The sequence below is a fragment of the Herbaspirillum sp. NPDC101397 genome, from assembly GCF_044767325.1.
Classification (GTDB): Bacteria; Pseudomonadota; Gammaproteobacteria; order Burkholderiales; family Burkholderiaceae_D; genus Herbaspirillum.
On the sequence record NZ_JBIWNS010000001.1, the window covers coordinates 570,257 to 588,783 of the forward strand.

The window sequence follows — 18,527 nt, forward strand, 5'->3', positions numbered from 1 at the left end:
TTCGGGCGTCAGATTTTTTGAAGACGGCGGAGGGAAATACGGAAGCGGATGCAGGAAGGAGATGAAGGGCGGAACTGCATGCGGGAAGCGCGCCCCGCTTCAGAACCGCTTCAGAACAATACGCCTTGGCGTTCGTCGGCGAGGGCATTGCGGGGAGATGGCTTTGCGGCTTTCTTGCGCGCAGGACGCGGGATGTCCACCGGCGCCTTCTGGTCTTGCAGCCAGCGCGCCAGCATGTCGATGACGTGCTGGGTCTGTAGCGTCGTCAACGCCTGGCCCATGCCGATGCCATGCCACTTTTCCAGGCAGGAGCGGCAGCAGGTCGCGGTCGCATGCTGCGCCACGAACACCGGATGACCGCGAAACGGCGTTTGCTTGCCGTCCTTGTCGGGATGCGCAGGCGCGAGACGCGTCGCAATGAAACTCTCGGCATGCTGCAATACTTCTTCCAGACCGTGCTCCTGCAGATAACGGTACTCCGGCGGCTTCAGCGCAAAGCGCATGCGGAAGGCGGAATGCTGCAGGCGGTCGACAATCAGGTCTTGTGAAAACATGGCGTCCGGTGGGAGTGGCGACACCTTGATCATATCCCCTGCCGAAGTCCGGCGCAGTAGGACTGCGCTGATTGGCTTGTGGGACTTCGCCTCCTCGCTCAGTCTTCAGGTCCAGGCCCGCCACGGGGCCTGATTATCGTCATCGGCTACAGAGTCTCTCTGTCAGGTCCGACAACATCCTCCCACGCCCGAATCGGAGGATGCCACATAGGCATGGCCACGCTGAAGGCCTACCATGGTTGCTCATTCCCGGATATCGGCGCGGCGCAGGCCCCTCCTCCTTGCGTGGCGTCCTCCGGGGATGATCGTTCGGCGTCGTTTTCGGCTTTCCTGACGCCGGGCGGTGACAGCTTCAATGAGCCTTTCCATTTTTGAAAAAGGAAACATGATGACTACACAATCCAATCAGAATCGCGGCGGTAACCAAGATCAGCACGTCCGGGCGGGCGAGCAAAGTCACAAGAACAACGGACATCAGCAACAGCCATCACCGCGCAGCGGTTCGCACAACCAGCAGATGCATGCAGGTCAAGGTCAGCAAGGCCACAAGAACGCAAGCGGGTCGAATTCGGGCAGCTCAGCTTCCGGTTCCGGCACGCGCGGCGGCTCCAGCGAGCAACATGCCGCCTCCGGCCGCCAAAGCCATGAGAACACGTAAGCGCAATATTGCGCAGCCTGTTCGAGGTTCTTAGGTCCTATCCCATGCGGGGATAAGCAAGAAGCCGCCCTTCAGGGGCGGCTTTCTTATTGCGGTTTGTATTTTTCCTGCCTTCTTACCACTGCTTTTGAGAGTTTTCTTATAGTTTGCAGGACGCCCTCCCCCTACACTGCCTGCAGTCGTTCGCTTCGCTTCGTCTCATCTTTTCGCTTCGTCGTCCGGCGCACATGCGCCTTCCACTTATCCATCTTCATCAGGTCGCGTCCTCACGGACTGCGCTCGGGAGTTCGCTCATGCCGATTTTTCCACGCCGATGGCTGTTGCCGCTGCTGTGTCTCATCAATACCATCGCTTGTGCGGGCGAAACTCCGCCATCTTCGGAGCGCTTTGCCGCCCGTGCGGTCAGCAGCCTGTCCAGCGGCATCCGCTACAAGTTCGGCGGCACCGATCCCGACAGTGGCCTCGACTGCAGCGCCTTCATCGCGCTTCTGTACAGGGACGCCGGCGGCGGCGAGCTGCCGCGCACCGCCCGTGAAATCAGCGAAGTCGGCGCCGCCGTCGATGTCGCCGCCCTGCAGCCGGGCGACCTGGTGTTCTTTCGCAATGCGCAGCGTGGCATCGCGCATGTCGGCATCTACGTCGGCGACGAAAACTTCGTGCATGCCTCGCGCAAGCATGGCGTGATCTACCAATCCCGGCTCAACGAGCCTTACTGGAAGAGCCGCTTCAAGGGAGCGCGACGCTTGCCGCAATCCTGATCCTGATTCCACGTGTCGCGATCCAAATAAAAAAGCCGCTCCGAGGAGCGGCTTTCAGTTCGTCCCTGCCAAAGCAGGAACAATAAGGTACGGCTGTTTTTATCGCTTATAACTTGTTTGCAACTGCTTGTTTCTTGTTGCTTATTGCTTGGCAACCGAAGCCGGCAGATGACGGCCGTGGAATTTCACGTAGATCTGGTCCAGCTTGCCACTGCGCATGTTGGTCAGGACCCAGTTATTGATCCATTCCTTCAGGCGCGGCTGGTTCTGGTTGAAGGCGATGCCCAGGTCAAAGTCCTTTTGCGCGAATTTCAGTTCCAGGTTCTTGCCTGGTGCACGTTTGATCATTTCACCCAGGTTCGATGGGGTGCTGGAGAAGATTTCGACCTGGCCGGTCACCATCGAGGTGATCAGCGTGGCGTCGTCTTCATAGCGCACGATTTCAGCGCCCTTGGCTTGCGCCGTGGTCAGCGTGTCGTTGACGGTAGCGCGGGTCAGACCGATGCGCTTGCCGTTGAGATCGTTGTAATCCTTGATCTGGATGTTCTTCGGACCGCCGACGATGATGGTGATGACGGCGTAAGGCACGGAGAAGTCAACCACCTTGGCGCGCTCAGGCGTGATCGACAAGTCGGCGATGACGACGTCGGCGCGGTTGGCTTGCAATGTCGGGATGCGCGCGGCGTTGGTAACCGGCACGATTTCCAGCTTGACGCCCAGGTCCTTGGCGAATTGTTCGGCTGTTTCGACGTCGGAACCGGCTGGTTGCAGGTTGGCGTCGGCGAAGCTGAACAGCGGCGTGCCCATGGCAATCGCCACGCGCACCTTGCCGGCCTTCTTGATGTCGTCGAGCTGATCGGCCATGGCGACGTGGGCCAGGCCCGCGGTCAGCAGTGCAGCGATGCAGGTACGGGCGAAGATGTGATTCAGTTTCATGCAGGTCTCCTTGGTTTGATTGTGTTGCAATGAAAAGCTACGTAGGAATTACAGGCCGTTGTTCAGGAAGGCATGCAATTCCGGTGTCTTGGGGTTGTCCAGCATCTCGCCCGGGCCGACTTCCCATACGGTGCCCTGATGCATGTAGATGATGCGGTCGGCCACGCGCTTGGCGAAGGCCATTTCGTGCGTGACCAGTAGCATGGTCATGCCGCCGGCGGCGAGGTCTTCCATCACGCGCAGCACTTCGCCGGTCAGTTGCGGGTCGAGCGCCGAGGTGACTTCGTCGAACAGCATGACCTTGGGCGACATCGCCAGCGAGCGGGCAATCGCCACGCGCTGTTGCTGGCCGCCCGACAGTTGCTCGGGATAGGCATCGGCCTTGTTGCCCAGGCCGACCTGCTCCAGCGCCGCCATGGACACGGTCAAAGCTTGCGCCTTGGGCTGCTGCTTGACGTGGCGCAGGGCCAGCATGATGTTTTCCTGCACCGTGAGGTGCGGGAACAGGTTGTAGCTCTGGAACACGATGCCGACTTCCTGGCGCAGCTTGTGCAGGTCGATGGCCGGGTCGTCGACGCGCATGCCGCAGACTTCGATGGTGCCGGAATCGATCTTCTCGAGGCGGTCGATACAGCGCAGCGCGGTGCTCTTGCCGGAGCCGCTGGCGCCGATGATGGCGATCATCTCGCCCTTTTGCACCTCGAAGGAAACGCCCTTCAGTACCTGGTTGGAGCCGAAGCTCTTGTAAATCTGATCTAGTTTAACGATTGCTGACATTGAGCTTGTTCTCCATCGATTCACTCCAGCGCGAGAGCGGGTAGCACAGTACAAAATAGAACGCCCCTACCAGACTGAAAATCAGGAAAGGCTGAAAAATTGAGTTGTTGATGATCTGACCGGCGCGGGTCAGTTCGATAAAGCCGATTACGGACGCCAGCGAAGTCATCTTGATGACCTGCACCAGGAAACCCACGGTCGGCGGCAGCGACAGGCGGAAGGCCTGCGGAATGATCACCAGGCGCAGCGTCTGCCAGCGCGTCAGCGACAGGCATTCGGCGGCTTCCCATTGCGGACGCGGCATGGCTTCGACGCAACCGCGCCAGATGTCCCCCAGATAGGCGCTGGTGTAGACCATCATCGCCAGACCCGCGGCCACCAAAGCCGGCAAGGCGAAACCGTACACCGACAGGCCGAAATACACGATGAACAGCAGGATCAGCAGTGGAATGCCCTGAATGCACTCGATGTACACCAGTGTCGGCATCCACAGCCAGCGGCGCGGCGAAATGCGCGCCAGCATCACGCCGAACCCGCCGATGCTGCCGAGGATGAAGGCCAGGCCGGAGAGCACCAGCGTCCACCAGATCGACTGCACCAGATAGAAGAAATGTCCCCAGGAGAAACTGCCGATCATGATGCGCTCCCGTTGGTGGTGTTAGTCGTGTTCGTAGCTGTAGCGGCTGCAGTCGCGACACCCGGCTTGAACGGCGGAATCGCAGGCGGACGGCGGCGAGCGGCTTCCAGCGCGGCGCGGCGGATGATGCGGCGGCGCTTGAACAGGTACTCGCCGAAGCCCCATGCCAGCAGCTTGACCAGGATCGACAGCGCCAGGTACATGAAGGCGACGACGATATAGGTTTCCAGCGAGCGGAAAGTGTCGGATTGCACGGTGTTGGCGATCGCGGTCAGTTCTTCGGCCGAGATCTGCGAAGCCATGGCGGAGGCTTGCATCATCAGCAGGAACTGGCTGGTCAGCGCCGGATAGACGCGCTCGATCGACGGTTGCAGCATCACGTGCCACGCGATGCGCCAGCGCGACAGGCCGAGGCATTCGGCTGCTTCGATCTGGCCCTTTGGCACCGATTCCAGGCCGGCGCGGATGATTTCAGCGGCATAGGCGGCGATGTTGATGATCATCGCGAGCACCGCAGCGGCAAACGTCGGCATGTGGATGCCGAGGCTGGCCAGGCCGAAGTACAGCAAGAAAATCTGCACCAGGAAAGGCGTATTGCGGACCGCCTCGATATAGGCGGAACAGGCTTTGGCGATATAAGGATTGCTGCCGCGCTTGAGGAAGGCGATCAGCGTACCGATCGAGACGCCGACCACAATGGCGACCGTCGTCATCTTCAGCGTCAGCCACGCGCCGGTCAGGAAGACCGGCCAGTATGGCGCCAGAGGAGCGAAATTAAGTGAAAAACCCATGCCGATGATGCCCTTTATACGTGGCGTTTAGTTCGGCGATGTAATGACAGTGGAGGACACGAGGAGCCGACCGACAACAAGGCGATCCACCGTGGAACGAAACTAATCGATTTTTCCCTGAGCTTGCGGCGTCATCAGCGAGGTCTGTGCTGCACCCTCTGCGATAGCGTCGCTGCCTGCGGTGTGTGCGTTATTGTTTTTGCTTACTGTCGCTCACCGTCACTACTACCGTCTCCCTTCACCTTGTCAAACGCCGGCGCGTTGCGCTGTCTCCGCCGGGTTGCCGGACAAGGCGGCTGTATTGTTACCAGCCTGTGTTGCTCGTTATTGCTATTGCCGTCATCTCTTGTCGCAACCTGTTCAGGCGCCCGTTTGCACCATGGCTTTCACGGCTGCATTCACTCTATTTCGCGGCGTCCGAACTTCAGGCGGCAGCAAAGATAACATAGATGTACGATAACATACAATCCAGAATGTAGAACCGGGCGCGATAACTTTTTTTGCGTTTTCGCGTTACCTTGCTGCAATCCCGATATCTGTTACTTCGGCTCGAAAGGACCGGTAACCGTGAAGATGCCGCCCTGATAGACCCGCACCGGATCATCGGCCGGCGGCAGCGGCTGCGCCTCGATCTTGGCGCGGAAGATGTCGGACGTGTCACGCGCCTTGAAACCGAGATGCGCGGCGTAGCGGTTATCCCACCAGGTCGATGGATTATCCGACATCCCATATACGACGGTGTGGCCGACATCCGGCGTAAACAGACAGCAGCGCATCAGTTCGGTCAGGTCGTCGTAGCTCAGCCAGCTGGCCAGCGAGCGGCGATCCTTGGGTTCCGGGAACGACCAGCCGATGCGGATGCTGACGGTCTCGATGCCGTAGCGGTCGTAATTGAATTGCGCCATGTCTTCGCCATAGGACTTCGACAGGCCGTAATAACCATCCGGACGGCGCAGGTCGCGCACATCGATGCGCTCATCCTGGCGATAGAAGCCGGTGACATGGTTGGAACTGGCGAACACTACACGCTTGACACCATGGCGGCGCGCCGCTTCATAGACGTGGAACACGCCCTTGATATTGGCTTCCAGGATTTCTTCAAACGGCCGCTCGACCGACACGCCGCCCAGATGGACGATGGCGTCGCAGCCGGCGATCAGGGCATCCATGGCCGCACGGTCGGCCAGGTTGCAGGCCACCACTTCTTCATGCGGCGCGGCATCGTTGCCCAGGGCGGCGCCCAGGTCGGATACCCGCAGCACGTCGGCAAACGCCGCCAATCGCGGGCGCAGTACCTTGCCGAGGCCGCCGGCAGCGCCGGTCAGCAACAGGCGGCCCAGTTTGGGTTGATTCTTGTCTTCTGCTGCCCGTGATGCTTGGTCGGCCATGGTTGTATTCCAATTGATCAGTCTGTGGCGGCGCGCTGCTCCAACGGGTGGAAATGTTGCGCCGCGTGATACGTTGTCTTATAACGAAAGCAAGGATTATCGACTTCGCCTCGTTTCCTTGTCAAACGAAGTCGTTGAAAATTCAAAAAATAATTCGTTTCGCAATGCAGCAGAAGATAACCAAGAACAGCATCAAAAAAATCGCACTCTTCAGAAATTACATTAACTATTTTAAATAATAATAGTCGTTTAAATACAATGCATTGAGGAAGATATATAAAGTGAAATAGAATGAATGAATCCGTAATCTCGGACCGCTTCACCGCGATGCACAACGCCTTCCGTTCCTCCTCCGCTCCTGCCCACGGTTCTCAAAAATAGTTGCAAGTAGCCATTGGCAAATTCAGAATTCACATTGTATGATGACTGATAACAAATAATAGTAACGCATCAATAACAACGCCTTCCCGAGACACTTCTTCAGCCAACTTCACGCCATCATGACGCCACAAGAACTTAAAACCATCATGGGCTCCGGCCTGCTTTCGTTTCCCCTGACCGACTTTGACGCCAACGGCGACTTCAATGCGCGCGGCTACGCCGAACGGCTGGAATGGCTGGCTCCCTACGGTGCCAGCGCACTGTTCGCCGCCGGCGGCACCGGTGAGTTCTTCTCGCTGACCGGTCACGAATACCCGACCATCATCAAGACCGCGGTGGACACCTGCCGCGGCAAGGTGCCGATCATCGCCGGCGCCGGCGGCCCGACCCGCTACGCCATCGAATGCGCCCAGGCCGCGGAAAAAGCCGGCGCCCACGGCGTCCTGCTGCTGCCCCACTACCTCACCGAAGCCGGCCAGGATGGCCTGGCTGCACACGTGGAAGCAGTGTGCAAGAGCGTCAAGTTCGGCGTCATCGTCTACAACCGCGGCCAATGCCGCCTGACGCCCGCCACGCTGGCGCGCCTGGCCGAGCGTTGCCCGAACCTGGTCGGCTTCAAGGACGGCATCGGCGACATCGAACTGATGTCCTCGATCTACATGAAGATGGGCGACCGCTTTGCTTACCTCGGCGGCCTGCCGACGGCCGAAGTCTATGCTGCGGCCTACAAGGCGCTGGGCACGCCGGTGTATTCGTCGGCGGTGTTCAACTTCATCCCGAAAACCGCGATGGAGTTCTACCACGCCGTCGCCGCAGACGACCTCGCCACCCAACATCACCTCCTGCGCGAATTCTTCATGCCCTACCTGGAGATCCGTAACCGCATGCAAGGCTATGCGGTCAGCATCGTCAAGGCCGGCGCCCGCCTGGTCGGCCACGATGCCGGTCCGGTGCGCGCACCGCTGACCGACCTCAACGCCGCGGAATGCGAAGCACTGGGCGCGCTGATCGCCAAGCTGGGTCCGCAATGACAGAACAACAAGCCATGATCAGTCTTACCCAACCACAACTACTCAAGGAGACAAGATGTTCAGGAAATGGATGTATCTGGCCAGCGCCATGGTGTGCTCAATGGTGATCGCCCAAGGCGCAGCGGCTGCCCCAAGCGCCGACGAACAGGCAGTGGCGACAGCGGTTGAAAAGCTGCGCGTGGCAATGACGTCGCAGATCGACCGCGGCGCACTGGATGCGCTGACCGAAGAGCAACTGAGCTACGGCCACTCGAACGGCGTGGTGCAGACCAAGGCTGAATTCATCGGCCAACTGGTCAGCGGCGAATCGACCTTCGTCAAGATTGACCTGACGGCGCAAACCGTCAACGTCCAGGAAAACGTCGCCGTGGTCCGCCACACGCTGACAGCAGCGACCAACGACTCAGGCAAGCCGGGCAACGTGTCGCTGAAGATCCTGATGGTCTGGAAAAAGACCGGCGGCCAATGGCGTCTGCTGGCGCGCCAGGCAGTGCGGTTTGCGGCGCCGACCTGATCCTGGTCTGCAACGCTGACATGCTGAAATGAAAAACCGAAGCTTCGGCTTCGGTTTTTTTATGGGCGTCGCCTGTGTTACAGGCCTTTGACCAGCAATAAATCGATGTCGCTGCCGCTGCGACGCAGCTGCTTCAGCGGCGCATGATCCGGATCGTCGTACCAAGCTTGCACCTGCTCAGCCGAGGCAAACTCGATCACCACCACCGCATCGGGCGTGGGATTCACCGCTTCCAGCACCTGCGGCGCCGATTTGGCGATAACCTTGCCGTCGTACTTCCTGATCAGCAGCGCCATCTTTTCACCATATTCCTTTTGCCAGTCCGTATTGCGCACTGTCAGCGCACCGATTGCATAGGCAGCCATGCTTGCTCTCCTGTCGAAAAACCGACGTACTTCCCGCCTGCCGGATGGCGGCGAGATCGTCTTGGGGCCATTATCAATAGAAGCCGTGAACCGATAAATGGCATAATTATTCGATCATTCAGAACTTATAGTTCGGAATACTGCGGAGAAGAGCACAAAATGGGCGATTAAAATGAGCGATAAACTACGCAGCATGGAAGTATTCGTGGCGGCGGCGACGGCAGAGAGCTTTGCCGCCGCGGCGCAACTACTCGATATTTCGGCGGTCATGGTGGGCAAACACGTACGAACGCTTGAGCAGCAACTGGGGGCGAGCTTGCTGGAGCGCACCACCCGCAAACAGGCCCTTACCGAAATCGGCGCGCGCTACCTGGAGTTATGCCGCGATGTGCTGGCCAGCGTGGACAATGCCGACCGCGTGGCGGAGACCTTGCGCGCCATGCCGCAGGGGGTGCTGCGCGTGAGCGCCCCGGTTTCCTATGGCTTGCAGCGACTGATGCCGGTGATCGGCGAATATGCCGCCATCCATCCGCAGGTTCACATCGATCTGGCGCTCAACAACCGCGTGGTTGACCTCGCCGAAGAAGCCGTCGACGTCGCGGTGCGCTCCGGCCCACTATCCGATGATGGCCTGATCGCGCGGCCGCTGCGACCGGCGCGCATGCTGATCGCGGCCAGCCCGGCCTACCTGGCGCGCCGCGGTACGCCGGGACATCCGGACGATCTCGCTCGCCGCGACTGCCTGATCTTCGGCGCGCTGGAACCCGGCCATACATGGCGCTTCAGCCGCGACGCCGAGACTGTCCACGTGCCGGTGCAAGGCAGCTTCGCCAGCAACAACGGGCAGGCGTTGCTGGCGGCGGCGCTGGCCGGCATGGGCGTACTCGTTCAGACCGATACCCTGCTGGAAGAACACATCGCCGCCGGCCGATTGACAGCCTTGCTGCCCGACTGGCGACTGCCGACCCGGGCACTGCACATCGTGCGCCGGCCGGAAAACCGTCCCAGCGCCAAGGTGCGCAGTTTCGTCGACTTCGTGCTGGAGCGGCTGGGGTGAGCGTTTCCGGTCACCCCACAATGAACTGGTAATCGACCAGAATTTTTCCGTCGGCATCAAGCCGCAAGACTTCCAGTCCCGTCGCCAGCACCTCGCCGGTCTGCGGCCGGATCATTTCCCAATGAAACGTCACCACGTCGCGCAGCTTCTGGGCATCGCGCACGGCGCGAAAACGGAAACCGTTGCCCAGCACGTTCTTTTCGTACGAACCGGTCACGCGGACATACAGCTCTTCGTAGCCGCGCACCTCGCGCTCCTTGACGTAATGTTCGCCGTTTGCCGCCCACAGGGCGCGGATTTCGGCGGCGCGTGTGGCGGCGTCGGATTGATTCCATGCGGCGGCGTAACGGTCCGCCAGTTCTTGTGCCTGAAGCGTCATCTTGATGTCCTGAAAAAGGTGCCGACGAGACCGGAAAATTTCCGGCTCCTTGATCGATGCGCCATCCTAAAGGGCAGCATCAAGACGAGCCATGCCTGACAGGTTATATTTATTGTCCGTTCGTCCAAATCATTGTCCGCCATGGATCCGCTTGATGAAGTCTTCGCCGCCATGCGCGTCGAACAAGCCTTGCACGCCCGGCTCGAAGCAACCGCCCCGTGGGGCCTGCATACGCGCCGTATCGACGGTACCACCCGCTTCGGCCTGATGCTGCGTGGCCGCGCCTGGCTGAGCATAGACGGCGCAGAGCCGGTGCAACTGGCCGAGGGCGATTGCTTCTTCATCCCGCAGGGCGCCGCCTATACGCTGCAGGACGAGCTCGGCTCGCCCACCATCAATTGCGTCGACGCCGTGCGCAACAGCGTGGACGGCGTGGTCGTGATCGGCGATAAAGACGAAGGGGGCAGGAATGAAAAAGACCGGGCAACCTTACTCAGCGGCTGGTTCCACGTCGATCCGCACGGCGCACGCCCGCTGTTCGAACTATTGCCGCCGCTGTTGCATGTCCGCATGGACGACGCACGCACGCGCATGCTGCAGTCTTCGCTGCAGTTGCTGGCGCTGGAAACCAGCCAACCGGGCCTCGGTTCCGGGCTGATCGTCAGCCGCCTCGCCGACATCCTGTTCGCGCAGGCGGTGCGCGCTCATGTCCAATCCCTGGCGACGGACGGCGCCACCGGCTGGCTGGCAGCACTGGCGGACCACAAGATCGGCGCCACGCTGCGGCTGGTGCATCGCGACCTTGCCGCCGGCTGGACGGTCGAGTCGATGGCGGTAGCCGCAGGGATGTCGCGTTCGGCGTTCGCCCAGCGCTTCCGCGACAAGGTCGGCCGGCCGCCGCTGGACTATCTCGCGCACTGGCGCATGTTCCGCGCGCAAGGCATGCTGCGCCACTCGGAGCAGGCGCTGGCGGTAATCTCCGCGGCCGTCGGCTACGAATCCGAGGCCGCCTTCAACAAGGCCTTCAAACGCCGCACCGGCGTCAGTCCGGGACTGTATCGGCGCCAGGCGAAACAGGCTGTCGCCGAAGCATCCTGAGGCGAATGCCGTCAATCGCATAGAATCCCTGCATACCCAAGGCGAACACAACAACAGAATAAGCGCCCCACTTTCACCGACTGGAGACCCATGAAAAAGCTCATTAACGACGTTTCGCAAGTAGTGCCCGACATGCTCAACGGCCTGGTCGCGCTCAATCCGCATCTGGCGCTGCTGCAAGGCAAGACCATCGTGGTGCGCGCCGATGCGGCGCAGGCGGCGGCGCGCGGCGAAGTCGCGCTGATCTCGGGCGGCGGCGCCGGTCATGAACCGGCACATGGCGGCTATGTCGGCGCCGGCATGCTGAGCGCGGCTGTCGCCGGCGAAGTCTTCACCTCACCCTCGACCGATGCCGTGCTCGACGCCATCCGCGCAGTCGCGGGTCCGGCGGGCGTGCTGCTGATCGTCAAGAACTACACCGGCGACCGTCTCAACTTCGGCCTCGCTGCGGAGATCGCGCGCGCCGAAGGCATCCCGGTGGAGATGGTGATCGTGGCCGACGACGTCGCCCTCTCCGCGCACGGCCAACATGCCGGACGACGTGGCCTGGCCGGCACGGTGCTGGTCCACAAGATCGCCGGCGCCGCTGCCGCCCAAGGCGCATCGCTGGTTGAAGTAGCCCAGGTCGCGCGCGACACCATCGCCGCGCTCGCCACCATGGGCGTGGCGCTGACGCCGTGTACCGTGCCCGCCGCCGGCAAGCCCGGCTTCACGCTGGCCGACAATGAAATCGAATGGGGCTTGGGCATCCACGGCGAACCCGGCATCGAACGCGGCGCGCTGGTGCCGGCCGACGCCATCGTAGCGCGCCTGCTGCAACAGATCGCCGGCGACCTCAAGCTCCAGCGCGGCGACCGTGTTGCGCTGCTGGTCAACAACCTCGGCGGCACGCCCGCCAGTGAGCTGGACATCGTCGCCGACGCCGCCCTGCGCGACCTGCGTACACGCGGCGTCGAAGTCGAGCGCGCCTGGGCCGGCACCTTCCTCAGTGCGCTCGACATGGCCGGCATATCGCTGACCGTCGTGCGCGTGCACGACCAGCTCCTCAGCCTGCTCGACGCACCCGCGCTCACCAGCGCCTGGCCGACGCTGGGCGGCCATCTGGCAAAAACGCCGGTAAAACCGGCTCCGGCGGCACCCCATGCCAAACGCAGCGACCGCATGGCCGCCGATGCGCGCTTGCGTCGGGTCATTGAAGCCGTCTGCGCTTGCCTGACCGGCGCCGAAGCCGTACTGACCGACATGGACCAGCGCGTCGGCGACGGCGACCTCGGCATCAGCATGGCGCGCGCGGCGCAAGGCATCCGTGACGAAATCGACGAATGGCCCGCAGAAACTGATCCGGCCGCGGTGCTGCGCGCCATGTCGGCGACCATCCGCCGCGTGGTCGGCGGCACCTCCGGCCCGCTCTACGCCATCCTGCTGATGCGCGCTGCGGCGACGCTCGACAATGTAAAAACAAATGACGTGCGCGCCTGGAGTGCCGCCTTCAGCGCGGCAGTCGAAGGCGTTTCGGAGCTGGGCGGCGCACATCCCGGCGACCGCACCATGATCGATGCACTGCACCCTGCCGCACAGGCGCTGCAAGCTGCGCTCGATAGTGGGAAAAATGAAGACGCGGCAATCAGTGCGGCCGTGGACGCCGCAGTTGACGGTGCCGCAAAGACCGCCTCGATGACGCCCAAACGTGGCCGCTCCAGCTACCTGGGCGACCGTGCCTTGGGTTTCGCCGATCCGGGCGCTCATGCCGTAGGCTTGTGGCTGGCGGCGGTGCGCGACGCGCTGGCGGCTTCGCGCTGACTGACACCGGCACGCGCATGCAGAAAAAGACTTATCGCACGATCACTTACTGGCAGCAGTATCAGCGCTTCTTTCCGCCGCACGCCCGCGTCGACGCCGCCAATGCGCCTGACGAGGAATGGCTGCATTGGCGCGGCGCCGATATCCACCTGGATCGCTATCGCCGCGACGACGCGCCGCTGACCGTGATCCTGGCGCATGGCGGCGGCGGTTACGGTCGCCTGTTCGCGCCGCTGGCGCTGTTGCTGCACAAGGCAGGTTATGAAGTGATTGCCCCCGACCTGCCCGGCTACGGACTCAGCGATGCCCCGTCCAAATTGATTCGCTACGACGCTTGGGTTGATTTGCTGACCGACATTGCAGCTACCGAACGTCAACGCAGCAGCCGTCGCATCGTATTGCTCGGCGGCAGCCTGGGCGGATATCTGGCTTATTTGTGTGCAGCGAAAATGCCGCGCGGCGCGATTGCCGGCGTCATCGCCACGACGCTGGCCGATCCACGTCTGGAATTGACGAAAGAACAGTTCGCGCGCAATGCGCTGGTCCGCCATGGATTGATGCCGCTGATGCCGGTATTCGCCGCACTCGGCGGGAGACTCCGGTTACCGGTCAAATGGTTCACGAAGATGCACGCCATGTCCAACGACCGGACGCTGGCCCGACTGGTGGCGGCCGATCCTTGCGGCGGCGGCGCGCGCGTGCCGGTCGGATTCATGGCGTCGATATTTACGGTGAAACCGGACGTCGAACCCGATGACTTCGACGCCTGTCCCGTGCTGCTCGCGCATCCTGCCGCCGATCAATGGACCACCATCGCCTCGAGCCGGCCGTTCTTCGATCGCATCAAGGGACGCAAGGAGCTGGTCCTGCTCCACAATTGCGGCCACTTCCCCATCGAGCAACCCGGCATCGCCCAACTGGAACAGGCCGCCGTCACCTTCCTGCAAACTATCGCCGCCACAGCGGACGCGAACTAGCGCTCGCTGCGCAGTGTCAGCGGATCGGGTTGCAGATAGACCAGATTATTGATGGTCGCCAGCGCCTGATCGAGTTTGGAAATATCGGCTGCGCTGGTGGCGCCCTCTTTCTTTTGCAGCGGCTTGAGCAGGTCGAGGAAGTCACGCGACAGCGTGGCATTCTGCGGTGTGGTCTGATCGCTGATCATCTCACCCATGATGTACTTCTGCACGCGCGTCGACTGGCTGGCCGACTGCTGCAGCGAGGCCTTGACCAGCACGCCCTTGTCGTAGGCGATGGTGGCCTTGCTGCTGGCGTCGTCCTTGATCTGGTGATACGTGTAGTTCTGCGAATTCTTGTCGGTGGTCAGCCTGAGCGGCACGTCCGCCAACAGCGACTCGTGGTAGCTCGCGCTCAGATGCGACTCCTGCTGCTGCGTGATGGCGCGGTTGAGTTGACCATTGCCGCTGACATTGCTGCTCTGTGAAGTCTGGTACGAGAAGGTGTCGTTTTCATTCTGACGCGCCGGGTTCGGCGACGTCGCTTCCTGCGTCATCGAGGCGCTGAAATCCGCCAGCCCGGTGGTCATGCTCTGATCGGCCTTGTTGAGCCAGATCGCCGCCGGCGACTGCGCGCGCGCCTGTTGCGCTGCGTTGGTGACGTTGCTGTTCATTTCCTTGAAAGCATCCTTGAACATGGCCACCAGCGAGGCGTCGCCATGACCGCGGCTCTGCGCGTCGTCGAATTGCTTCAGATAACGTTTGATGGCCTCGCCCTGTTGCTTGGCCGTGCCGACAATAGCCAGGTTGCTGAGGTCGACGCTGACTTTGAGCGTACCCGCAGGTCCGGCCGCGCTCACGGTGCGCTGCTTGCTGTCGGCATGGAAGTCGATGGTCTGCGACTGCCCGCCGACCTGCACGCTCGCATGCAGGTCTACCGACGCCAACAGGCTGGTGTCGAACTGGGTCAGGCCATCCAGCTTCAGGCTCGGCGGACTGGCGGCAATGCCGTCGATGGCGGTCTGGAATCCGTCCGACAGCTTTTGCAGCGCGCCGCGTTCGGCGTCGGTCAGCTTGCCCTTGCTGACCTGCACCTGCACCGACAGACCGTCTTCCTGATTGGACAACGTCAGGTCGACCTGCGCGCCGGAAGCCGTCACGATGGTCAGTGAAATCTTGTTGTCGCTCTGGGCATCGGTCTGTGCCCGCAACGTCGTTTCCAACGCCGATCCCTTCGGCGTGCCGGCCGGCAGCGCCACCACCGATTGCGAGAAATTGCCTGCGTCGCTATCGAAGCGATTGAGCAGCGCCGCGCCGAGTCCCTTGAACCGGGCGCCCAGCGATGACGAAGAAAAATTCCCCGCCATCATGGTGCTGACGGCGTCGTTGGATTTGTTCAGCCACGAAGGCGTCTTGTCCGTCGAAGGCGCTGTGCCGGACATGGAATACAGTTGCGCGCTCGCGGCCGCATTGCTGCCGCCCAGCGTAACGGACGTATAGGATTGCGCGAGACTCTGGTTCGACGCCGCGCTCTGAGCCGAGGCGTTGCGTGTCGTCGTCACCGGCGTGACCGGCACCGAGGTGCTCACTGCGGATAAGTTTGTCATGGCAACAAGTAACAGCAAAGAAGTGGTAAATGGACATCCGGGATCAGGACATCCGCTAGCTGCTTTACGGTCGATGCTGCTGGAACTTTATGCTCGCAATTTCAGATGGTGCCCTGATTGACCCGCTTGCTCAACATCTCCGCACTCTCCCTCCGCTCGCTGTAACGATTTGCGAGCGTTGGCGAGACGTCGCGTGTCAGCAAAGTAAATTTCATCAACTCTTCCATCACATCCACCACGCGGTCGTAGTACGCGGAAGGATGCATGCGGCCGGACTCGTCGAATTGCTGGAATGCCTTGGCCACCGACGACTGATTCGGGATGGTCAGCATGCGCATCCAGCGTCCCAGGATGCGCATCTGGTTGACGGCGTTGAACGACTGCGATCCGCCGGAGACTTCCATCACCGCCAGCGTCTTGCCCTGCGTCGGCCGGATGGCGCCGGACGACAACGGGATCCAGTCGATCTGCGCCTTCATGACGCCGGTCATGGCGCCGTGCCGTTCCGGCGAGCACCACACCATGCCTTCGGCCCATTGCGCCAGCTCGCGCAACTCCTGCACCTTGGGATGGGTCTCCGGCTCGCTGTCGGGCAATGGCAAACCATGTGGATCGAAAATCTTCGTTTCACCACCCATGGCTTGCAGCAAGCGCGCCGCTTCCAACGTCAGCAGGCGACTGTAGGAGCGCTCGCGCAGCGATCCGTACAGCAGCAGAAAGCGCGGCGCATGCGTGGCGCGACCGACTGCAGCGAAGTCGCTCGCCTGCGGCGCATGGAACAGTGCGGCGTCGATGTTGGGCAGATCAGGAAGCGACACGGCGTCCCTCCGCATCGATGACGACTTCACCATCTTCCTTGGTGAACGGACCTTGCTGCGGATTGGGGAGAATGTCCAGCACCAGCTCCGAGGGGCGGCACAGGCGCACGCCTTTCGGCGTAACCACGAAGGGCCGGTTGATCAGCACCGGATGCGCCAGCATCGCGTCAAGCAGCAGGTCGTCGCTCAGCTGCGGATTGTCGAGGCCGAGTTCGGCATAAGGCGTCCCCTTCTGGCGGATCGCGTCACGCACGGTGAGGCCCGCGTCACCGATCAGGGCGAGCAGGGTTTCGCGCGACGGCGGATGCAGGAGGTACTCGATGACCTCGGGCTCCTCTCCTGAATTGCGTATCAGCGCCAACGTATTGCGCGAGGTGCCGCAGGCGGGGTTGTGATAAATGCGTATGGTCATAATGGCTCCCGGGTTGAATGGTGTTTAAGCGAAGATGCTCCGGGGCCGTCCTCGTACCAGCCCCGCGTGCGGTTCACGACACCGACCACCAGCAGCATCAGCGGCACCTCGATCAGCACGCCGACGACCGTCGCCAGCGCCGCGCCGGATTCGAAGCCGAACAGGCTGATCGCGGTGGCAACGGCCAGCTCGAAGAAGTTGGAAGCGCCGATCAGCGCCGAAGGACATGCCACCGCATGTTTTTCGCCGACCGCGCGGTTGAGCCAATACGCCAGAGCGGAATTGAACAGGACCTGGATCAGGATAGGTACCGCCAGCAAGGCGATCACCAGCGGCTGCCTGATCACGGCGTCGCCCTGGAAGGCAAACAGCAACAGCAGCATCGCCAGCAACGCCGCAACCGACCACGGCTGTATGCGTGCAGTCGCGCTATCCAGCCGCGCTTGCCCGCCACGCAGCAGCGACCGGCGCCAGACTTGCGCGATGATGACGGGCGCGACGATGTAGAGTCCGACCGAGGTCAGCAGCGTGGCCCACGGCACGGTAATGCTCGACACGCCCAGCAGCAGGCCGACCAGGGGGGCAAAGGCGAACACCATGATCAGATCGTTCATCGCCACCTGCGACAAGGTGAAATAAGGATCGCCGCCAGTCAGGCGACTCCAGACGAACACCATCGCCGTACACGGCGCCGCCGCCAGCAATACCAGCCCGGCGATGTAGGAATCCAGCTGCGTGTCGGGCAGATACGGCGCGAACCAGTGCCGGATGAACAGCCATCCGAGCAAGGCCATCGAGAACGGCTTGACAGCCCAGTTGACGAACAGCGTCACGGCAATGCCGCGGCCGTGTCCGGCGATCTGGCGCCAGGCGCTGAAGTCGACCTTGAGCAGCATCGGGATGATCATCACCCAGATCAACACGCCAACCGGCAAGTTCACGCGGGCGATTTCCATCCCGCCGATGATCCGGAAGGTCGATGGGAAGGCCTGCCCCAGCACGACGCCGATGACGATGCACAGCGCCACCCAGAGCGTCAGATAGCGTTCGAACAGGCTTAGCGGGATGACCGCCGTCTTCGCACGGACGGCAAGTTCAGGTTGGATGTTCATGACCGTTCCGCCCTATTCCTCTTCCGTGCCGGGACAACACTCCTGCACCGGCGAACACACATTGCCGCCGCAGCAGTTCTCGGTGAGAAAGCCGAGCAGACCGTTCATCCGGTCGAAATTCGCCGAATAGATGACGAAGCGCCCTTCGCTGCGTGCAGTGACCAGGCCGGCATGCGACAGTTCTTTCATGTGGAAGGACAGCGCCGACGGCGCCACCTCCAGCTGCTCGGCGATCTTGCTGGCGGCCAGGCCTTGCGGTCCCACCTGGACCAACAGACGGAACGCGGCCAGGCGCGACTCCTGGGCGAGCGCGGCCAGCGCGGTGATGGCGGTTTTGTTGTCCATGGCGATCTCGGTCAATACAATGATTCAATTATTATTGAATTATTGGATTGATGCAAGCAACATGCTCATCGTGCCATCCGGGCCCGACCGATTAACCACGCGCTGCTTGATCCAGATCAAGGAGTGTCCAGAAACCCCGCCGTACGCTGTCTC

The 18,527-nt window shown here is 61.7% G+C and carries 21 protein-coding genes; 8 read left to right on the forward strand and 13 right to left on the reverse strand.

Annotation, left to right across the window (positions count from 1 at the left end; translation table 11 throughout):
* Positions 1-110 precede the first annotated feature (110 nt).
* Positions 111-554 carry a DUF4186 domain-containing protein gene (locus ACIROW_RS02465; protein ID WP_402271528.1) on the reverse strand — a complete coding sequence of 148 codons (444 nt, stop codon included), beginning with the start codon at positions 552-554 and terminating at the stop codon, positions 111-113.
* A 355-nt stretch (positions 555-909) separates the two neighbouring features.
* Between ACIROW_RS02465 and ACIROW_RS02470 the strand changes: the two genes are divergently transcribed.
* Positions 910-1,212, forward strand: coding sequence for a hypothetical protein (locus tag ACIROW_RS02470; protein ID WP_402271531.1), 303 nt, complete (start codon positions 910-912; stop codon positions 1,210-1,212).
* Between the two features lie 293 nt (positions 1,213-1,505).
* Positions 1,506-1,970 (forward strand): C40 family peptidase, encoded by a 465-nt coding sequence (locus ACIROW_RS02475; RefSeq protein ID WP_402271534.1) that lies wholly within the window; start codon positions 1,506-1,508, stop codon positions 1,968-1,970.
* A 141-nt stretch (positions 1,971-2,111) separates the two neighbouring features.
* Here ACIROW_RS02475 and ACIROW_RS02480 read toward each other — a convergent pair whose 3' ends face one another.
* The 5 genes from ACIROW_RS02480 to ACIROW_RS02500 form a co-directional block, all read right to left on the reverse strand.
* On the reverse strand, positions 2,112-2,906 hold the full coding sequence (locus tag ACIROW_RS02480; protein ID WP_402271537.1) for a transporter substrate-binding domain-containing protein: 795 nt from the start codon (positions 2,904-2,906) through the stop codon (positions 2,112-2,114).
* A gap of 48 nt (positions 2,907-2,954) precedes the next feature.
* Positions 2,955-3,683 (reverse strand): amino acid ABC transporter ATP-binding protein, encoded by a 729-nt coding sequence (locus tag ACIROW_RS02485; protein ID WP_402271539.1) that lies wholly within the window; start codon positions 3,681-3,683, stop codon positions 2,955-2,957.
* Positions 3,667-4,320, reverse strand: coding sequence for an amino acid ABC transporter permease (locus ACIROW_RS02490; protein WP_116432728.1), 654 nt, complete (start codon positions 4,318-4,320; stop codon positions 3,667-3,669). The genes ACIROW_RS02485 and ACIROW_RS02490 overlap by 17 nt, the downstream gene beginning before the upstream one ends.
* A complete protein-coding gene (locus ACIROW_RS02495; protein WP_402271542.1) occupies positions 4,317-5,111 on the reverse strand; it encodes an amino acid ABC transporter permease in 795 nt (264 codons plus the stop codon). Before ACIROW_RS02495 ends, ACIROW_RS02490 begins: the two co-directional genes overlap by 4 nt.
* A 539-nt stretch (positions 5,112-5,650) precedes the next feature.
* The gene (locus tag ACIROW_RS02500) at positions 5,651-6,499 is read right to left on the reverse strand and encodes an NAD-dependent epimerase/dehydratase family protein (protein ID WP_402271545.1); all 849 of its coding nucleotides are present in this window, start codon (positions 6,497-6,499) and stop codon (positions 5,651-5,653) included.
* Positions 6,500-6,999: 500 nt separating this feature from the next.
* Here ACIROW_RS02500 and kdgD point away from each other — a divergent pair, with 500 nt between their 5' ends.
* Together kdgD and ACIROW_RS02510 are read left to right on the forward strand one after the other, a co-directional pair.
* On the forward strand, positions 7,000-7,911 hold the full coding sequence (kdgD, locus tag ACIROW_RS02505; RefSeq protein ID WP_265213560.1) for a 5-dehydro-4-deoxyglucarate dehydratase: 912 nt from the start codon (positions 7,000-7,002) through the stop codon (positions 7,909-7,911).
* A 55-nt stretch (positions 7,912-7,966) separates the two neighbouring features.
* Positions 7,967-8,425, forward strand: a complete 459-nt coding sequence (locus ACIROW_RS02510; RefSeq protein WP_116432724.1) for a nuclear transport factor 2 family protein — start codon at positions 7,967-7,969, stop codon at positions 8,423-8,425.
* 77 nt (positions 8,426-8,502) lie between these two features.
* Here ACIROW_RS02510 and ACIROW_RS02515 read toward each other — a convergent pair whose 3' ends face one another.
* A complete protein-coding gene (locus ACIROW_RS02515) occupies positions 8,503-8,790 on the reverse strand; it encodes a DUF1330 domain-containing protein (RefSeq protein WP_402271548.1) in 288 nt (95 codons plus the stop codon).
* Positions 8,791-8,962: 172 nt separating this feature from the next.
* On the opposite strand from ACIROW_RS02515, the gene ACIROW_RS02520 reads away from it, so the two are divergent.
* Positions 8,963-9,847, forward strand: a complete 885-nt coding sequence (locus ACIROW_RS02520; protein WP_402271550.1) for a LysR substrate-binding domain-containing protein — start codon at positions 8,963-8,965, stop codon at positions 9,845-9,847.
* Between the two features lie 10 nt (positions 9,848-9,857).
* Here ACIROW_RS02520 and ACIROW_RS02525 read toward each other — a convergent pair whose 3' ends face one another.
* Entirely contained in the window at positions 9,858-10,226 is a 369-nt protein-coding gene (locus ACIROW_RS02525) for a hypothetical protein (RefSeq protein WP_402271552.1), read from the reverse strand.
* Positions 10,227-10,367: 141 nt separating this feature from the next.
* Between ACIROW_RS02525 and ACIROW_RS02530 the strand changes: the two genes are divergently transcribed.
* The 3 genes from ACIROW_RS02530 (at position 10,368) to ACIROW_RS02540 (ending at position 14,101) form a co-directional block, all read left to right on the forward strand.
* A complete protein-coding gene (locus tag ACIROW_RS02530) occupies positions 10,368-11,324 on the forward strand; it encodes an AraC family transcriptional regulator (RefSeq protein WP_402271554.1) in 957 nt (318 codons plus the stop codon).
* A 90-nt stretch (positions 11,325-11,414) separates the two neighbouring features.
* Positions 11,415-13,124, forward strand: a complete 1,710-nt coding sequence (dhaK, locus tag ACIROW_RS02535) for a dihydroxyacetone kinase subunit DhaK (RefSeq protein WP_402271556.1) — start codon at positions 11,415-11,417, stop codon at positions 13,122-13,124.
* Between the two features lie 17 nt (positions 13,125-13,141).
* Positions 13,142-14,101, forward strand: a complete 960-nt coding sequence (locus tag ACIROW_RS02540; protein WP_402271558.1) for an alpha/beta hydrolase — start codon at positions 13,142-13,144, stop codon at positions 14,099-14,101.
* On the opposite strand, the gene ACIROW_RS02545 is transcribed toward ACIROW_RS02540, so the two are convergent.
* From ACIROW_RS02545 to ACIROW_RS02565, 5 genes are all read right to left on the reverse strand, one after another.
* The gene (locus tag ACIROW_RS02545; protein ID WP_402271560.1) at positions 14,098-15,687 is read right to left on the reverse strand and encodes a hypothetical protein; all 1,590 of its coding nucleotides are present in this window, start codon (positions 15,685-15,687) and stop codon (positions 14,098-14,100) included. The genes ACIROW_RS02540 and ACIROW_RS02545 overlap by 4 nt on opposite strands.
* A gap of 101 nt (positions 15,688-15,788) precedes the next feature.
* On the reverse strand, positions 15,789-16,520 hold the full coding sequence (gene arsH / locus ACIROW_RS02550; RefSeq protein ID WP_402272450.1) for an arsenical resistance protein ArsH: 732 nt from the start codon (positions 16,518-16,520) through the stop codon (positions 15,789-15,791).
* Positions 16,492-16,917, reverse strand: coding sequence for an arsenate reductase (glutaredoxin) (gene arsC, locus ACIROW_RS02555; protein WP_402271562.1), 426 nt, complete (start codon positions 16,915-16,917; stop codon positions 16,492-16,494). The genes arsH and arsC overlap by 29 nt, the downstream gene beginning before the upstream one ends.
* A complete protein-coding gene (arsB, locus tag ACIROW_RS02560; RefSeq protein ID WP_402271564.1) occupies positions 16,914-18,029 on the reverse strand; it encodes an ACR3 family arsenite efflux transporter in 1,116 nt (371 codons plus the stop codon). Before arsB ends, arsC begins: the two co-directional genes overlap by 4 nt.
* 12 nt (positions 18,030-18,041) lie before the next feature.
* Positions 18,042-18,374, reverse strand: a complete 333-nt coding sequence (locus tag ACIROW_RS02565; RefSeq protein WP_402271566.1) for an ArsR/SmtB family transcription factor — start codon at positions 18,372-18,374, stop codon at positions 18,042-18,044.
* Positions 18,375-18,527: the final 153 nt, after the last annotated feature.

What these genes read in the sequence shown, in the direction of transcription:
- ACIROW_RS02485 (WP_402271539.1), bottom strand. Translation starts at nt 3,683, where the DNA reads ATGTCAGCAATCGTTAAACTAGATCAGATTTACAAGAGCTTCGGCTCC.
- kdgD (WP_265213560.1), top strand. Translation starts at nt 7,000, where the DNA reads ATGACGCCACAAGAACTTAAAACCATCATGGGCTCCGGCCTGCTTTCG.
- ACIROW_RS02490 (WP_116432728.1), bottom strand. Translation starts at nt 4,320, where the DNA reads ATGATCGGCAGTTTCTCCTGGGGACATTTCTTCTATCTGGTGCAGTCG.
- ACIROW_RS02520 (WP_402271550.1), top strand. Translation starts at nt 8,963, where the DNA reads ATGAGCGATAAACTACGCAGCATGGAAGTATTCGTGGCGGCGGCGACG.
- dhaK (WP_402271556.1), top strand. Translation starts at nt 11,415, where the DNA reads ATGAAAAAGCTCATTAACGACGTTTCGCAAGTAGTGCCCGACATGCTC.
- ACIROW_RS02530 (WP_402271554.1), top strand. Translation starts at nt 10,368, where the DNA reads ATGGATCCGCTTGATGAAGTCTTCGCCGCCATGCGCGTCGAACAAGCC.
- ACIROW_RS02500 (WP_402271545.1), bottom strand. Translation starts at nt 6,499, where the DNA reads ATGGCCGACCAAGCATCACGGGCAGCAGAAGACAAGAATCAACCCAAA.
- ACIROW_RS02545 (WP_402271560.1), bottom strand. Translation starts at nt 15,687, where the DNA reads ATGACAAACTTATCCGCAGTGAGCACCTCGGTGCCGGTCACGCCGGTG.
- ACIROW_RS02465 (WP_402271528.1), bottom strand. Translation starts at nt 554, where the DNA reads ATGTTTTCACAAGACCTGATTGTCGACCGCCTGCAGCATTCCGCCTTC.
- ACIROW_RS02495 (WP_402271542.1), bottom strand. Translation starts at nt 5,111, where the DNA reads ATGGGTTTTTCACTTAATTTCGCTCCTCTGGCGCCATACTGGCCGGTC.
- ACIROW_RS02525 (WP_402271552.1), bottom strand. Translation starts at nt 10,226, where the DNA reads ATGACGCTTCAGGCACAAGAACTGGCGGACCGTTACGCCGCCGCATGG.
- arsC (WP_402271562.1), bottom strand. Translation starts at nt 16,917, where the DNA reads ATGACCATACGCATTTATCACAACCCCGCCTGCGGCACCTCGCGCAAT.
- ACIROW_RS02475 (WP_402271534.1), top strand. Translation starts at nt 1,506, where the DNA reads ATGCCGATTTTTCCACGCCGATGGCTGTTGCCGCTGCTGTGTCTCATC.
- ACIROW_RS02515 (WP_402271548.1), bottom strand. Translation starts at nt 8,790, where the DNA reads ATGGCTGCCTATGCAATCGGTGCGCTGACAGTGCGCAATACGGACTGG.
- arsB (WP_402271564.1), bottom strand. Translation starts at nt 18,029, where the DNA reads ATGAACATCCAACCTGAACTTGCCGTCCGTGCGAAGACGGCGGTCATC.
- ACIROW_RS02480 (WP_402271537.1), bottom strand. Translation starts at nt 2,906, where the DNA reads ATGAAACTGAATCACATCTTCGCCCGTACCTGCATCGCTGCACTGCTG.
- arsH (WP_402272450.1), bottom strand. Translation starts at nt 16,520, where the DNA reads ATGCGGAGGGACGCCGTGTCGCTTCCTGATCTGCCCAACATCGACGCC.
- ACIROW_RS02540 (WP_402271558.1), top strand. Translation starts at nt 13,142, where the DNA reads ATGCAGAAAAAGACTTATCGCACGATCACTTACTGGCAGCAGTATCAG.
- ACIROW_RS02565 (WP_402271566.1), bottom strand. Translation starts at nt 18,374, where the DNA reads ATGGACAACAAAACCGCCATCACCGCGCTGGCCGCGCTCGCCCAGGAG.
- ACIROW_RS02510 (WP_116432724.1), top strand. Translation starts at nt 7,967, where the DNA reads ATGTTCAGGAAATGGATGTATCTGGCCAGCGCCATGGTGTGCTCAATG.
- ACIROW_RS02470 (WP_402271531.1), top strand. Translation starts at nt 910, where the DNA reads ATGAGCCTTTCCATTTTTGAAAAAGGAAACATGATGACTACACAATCC.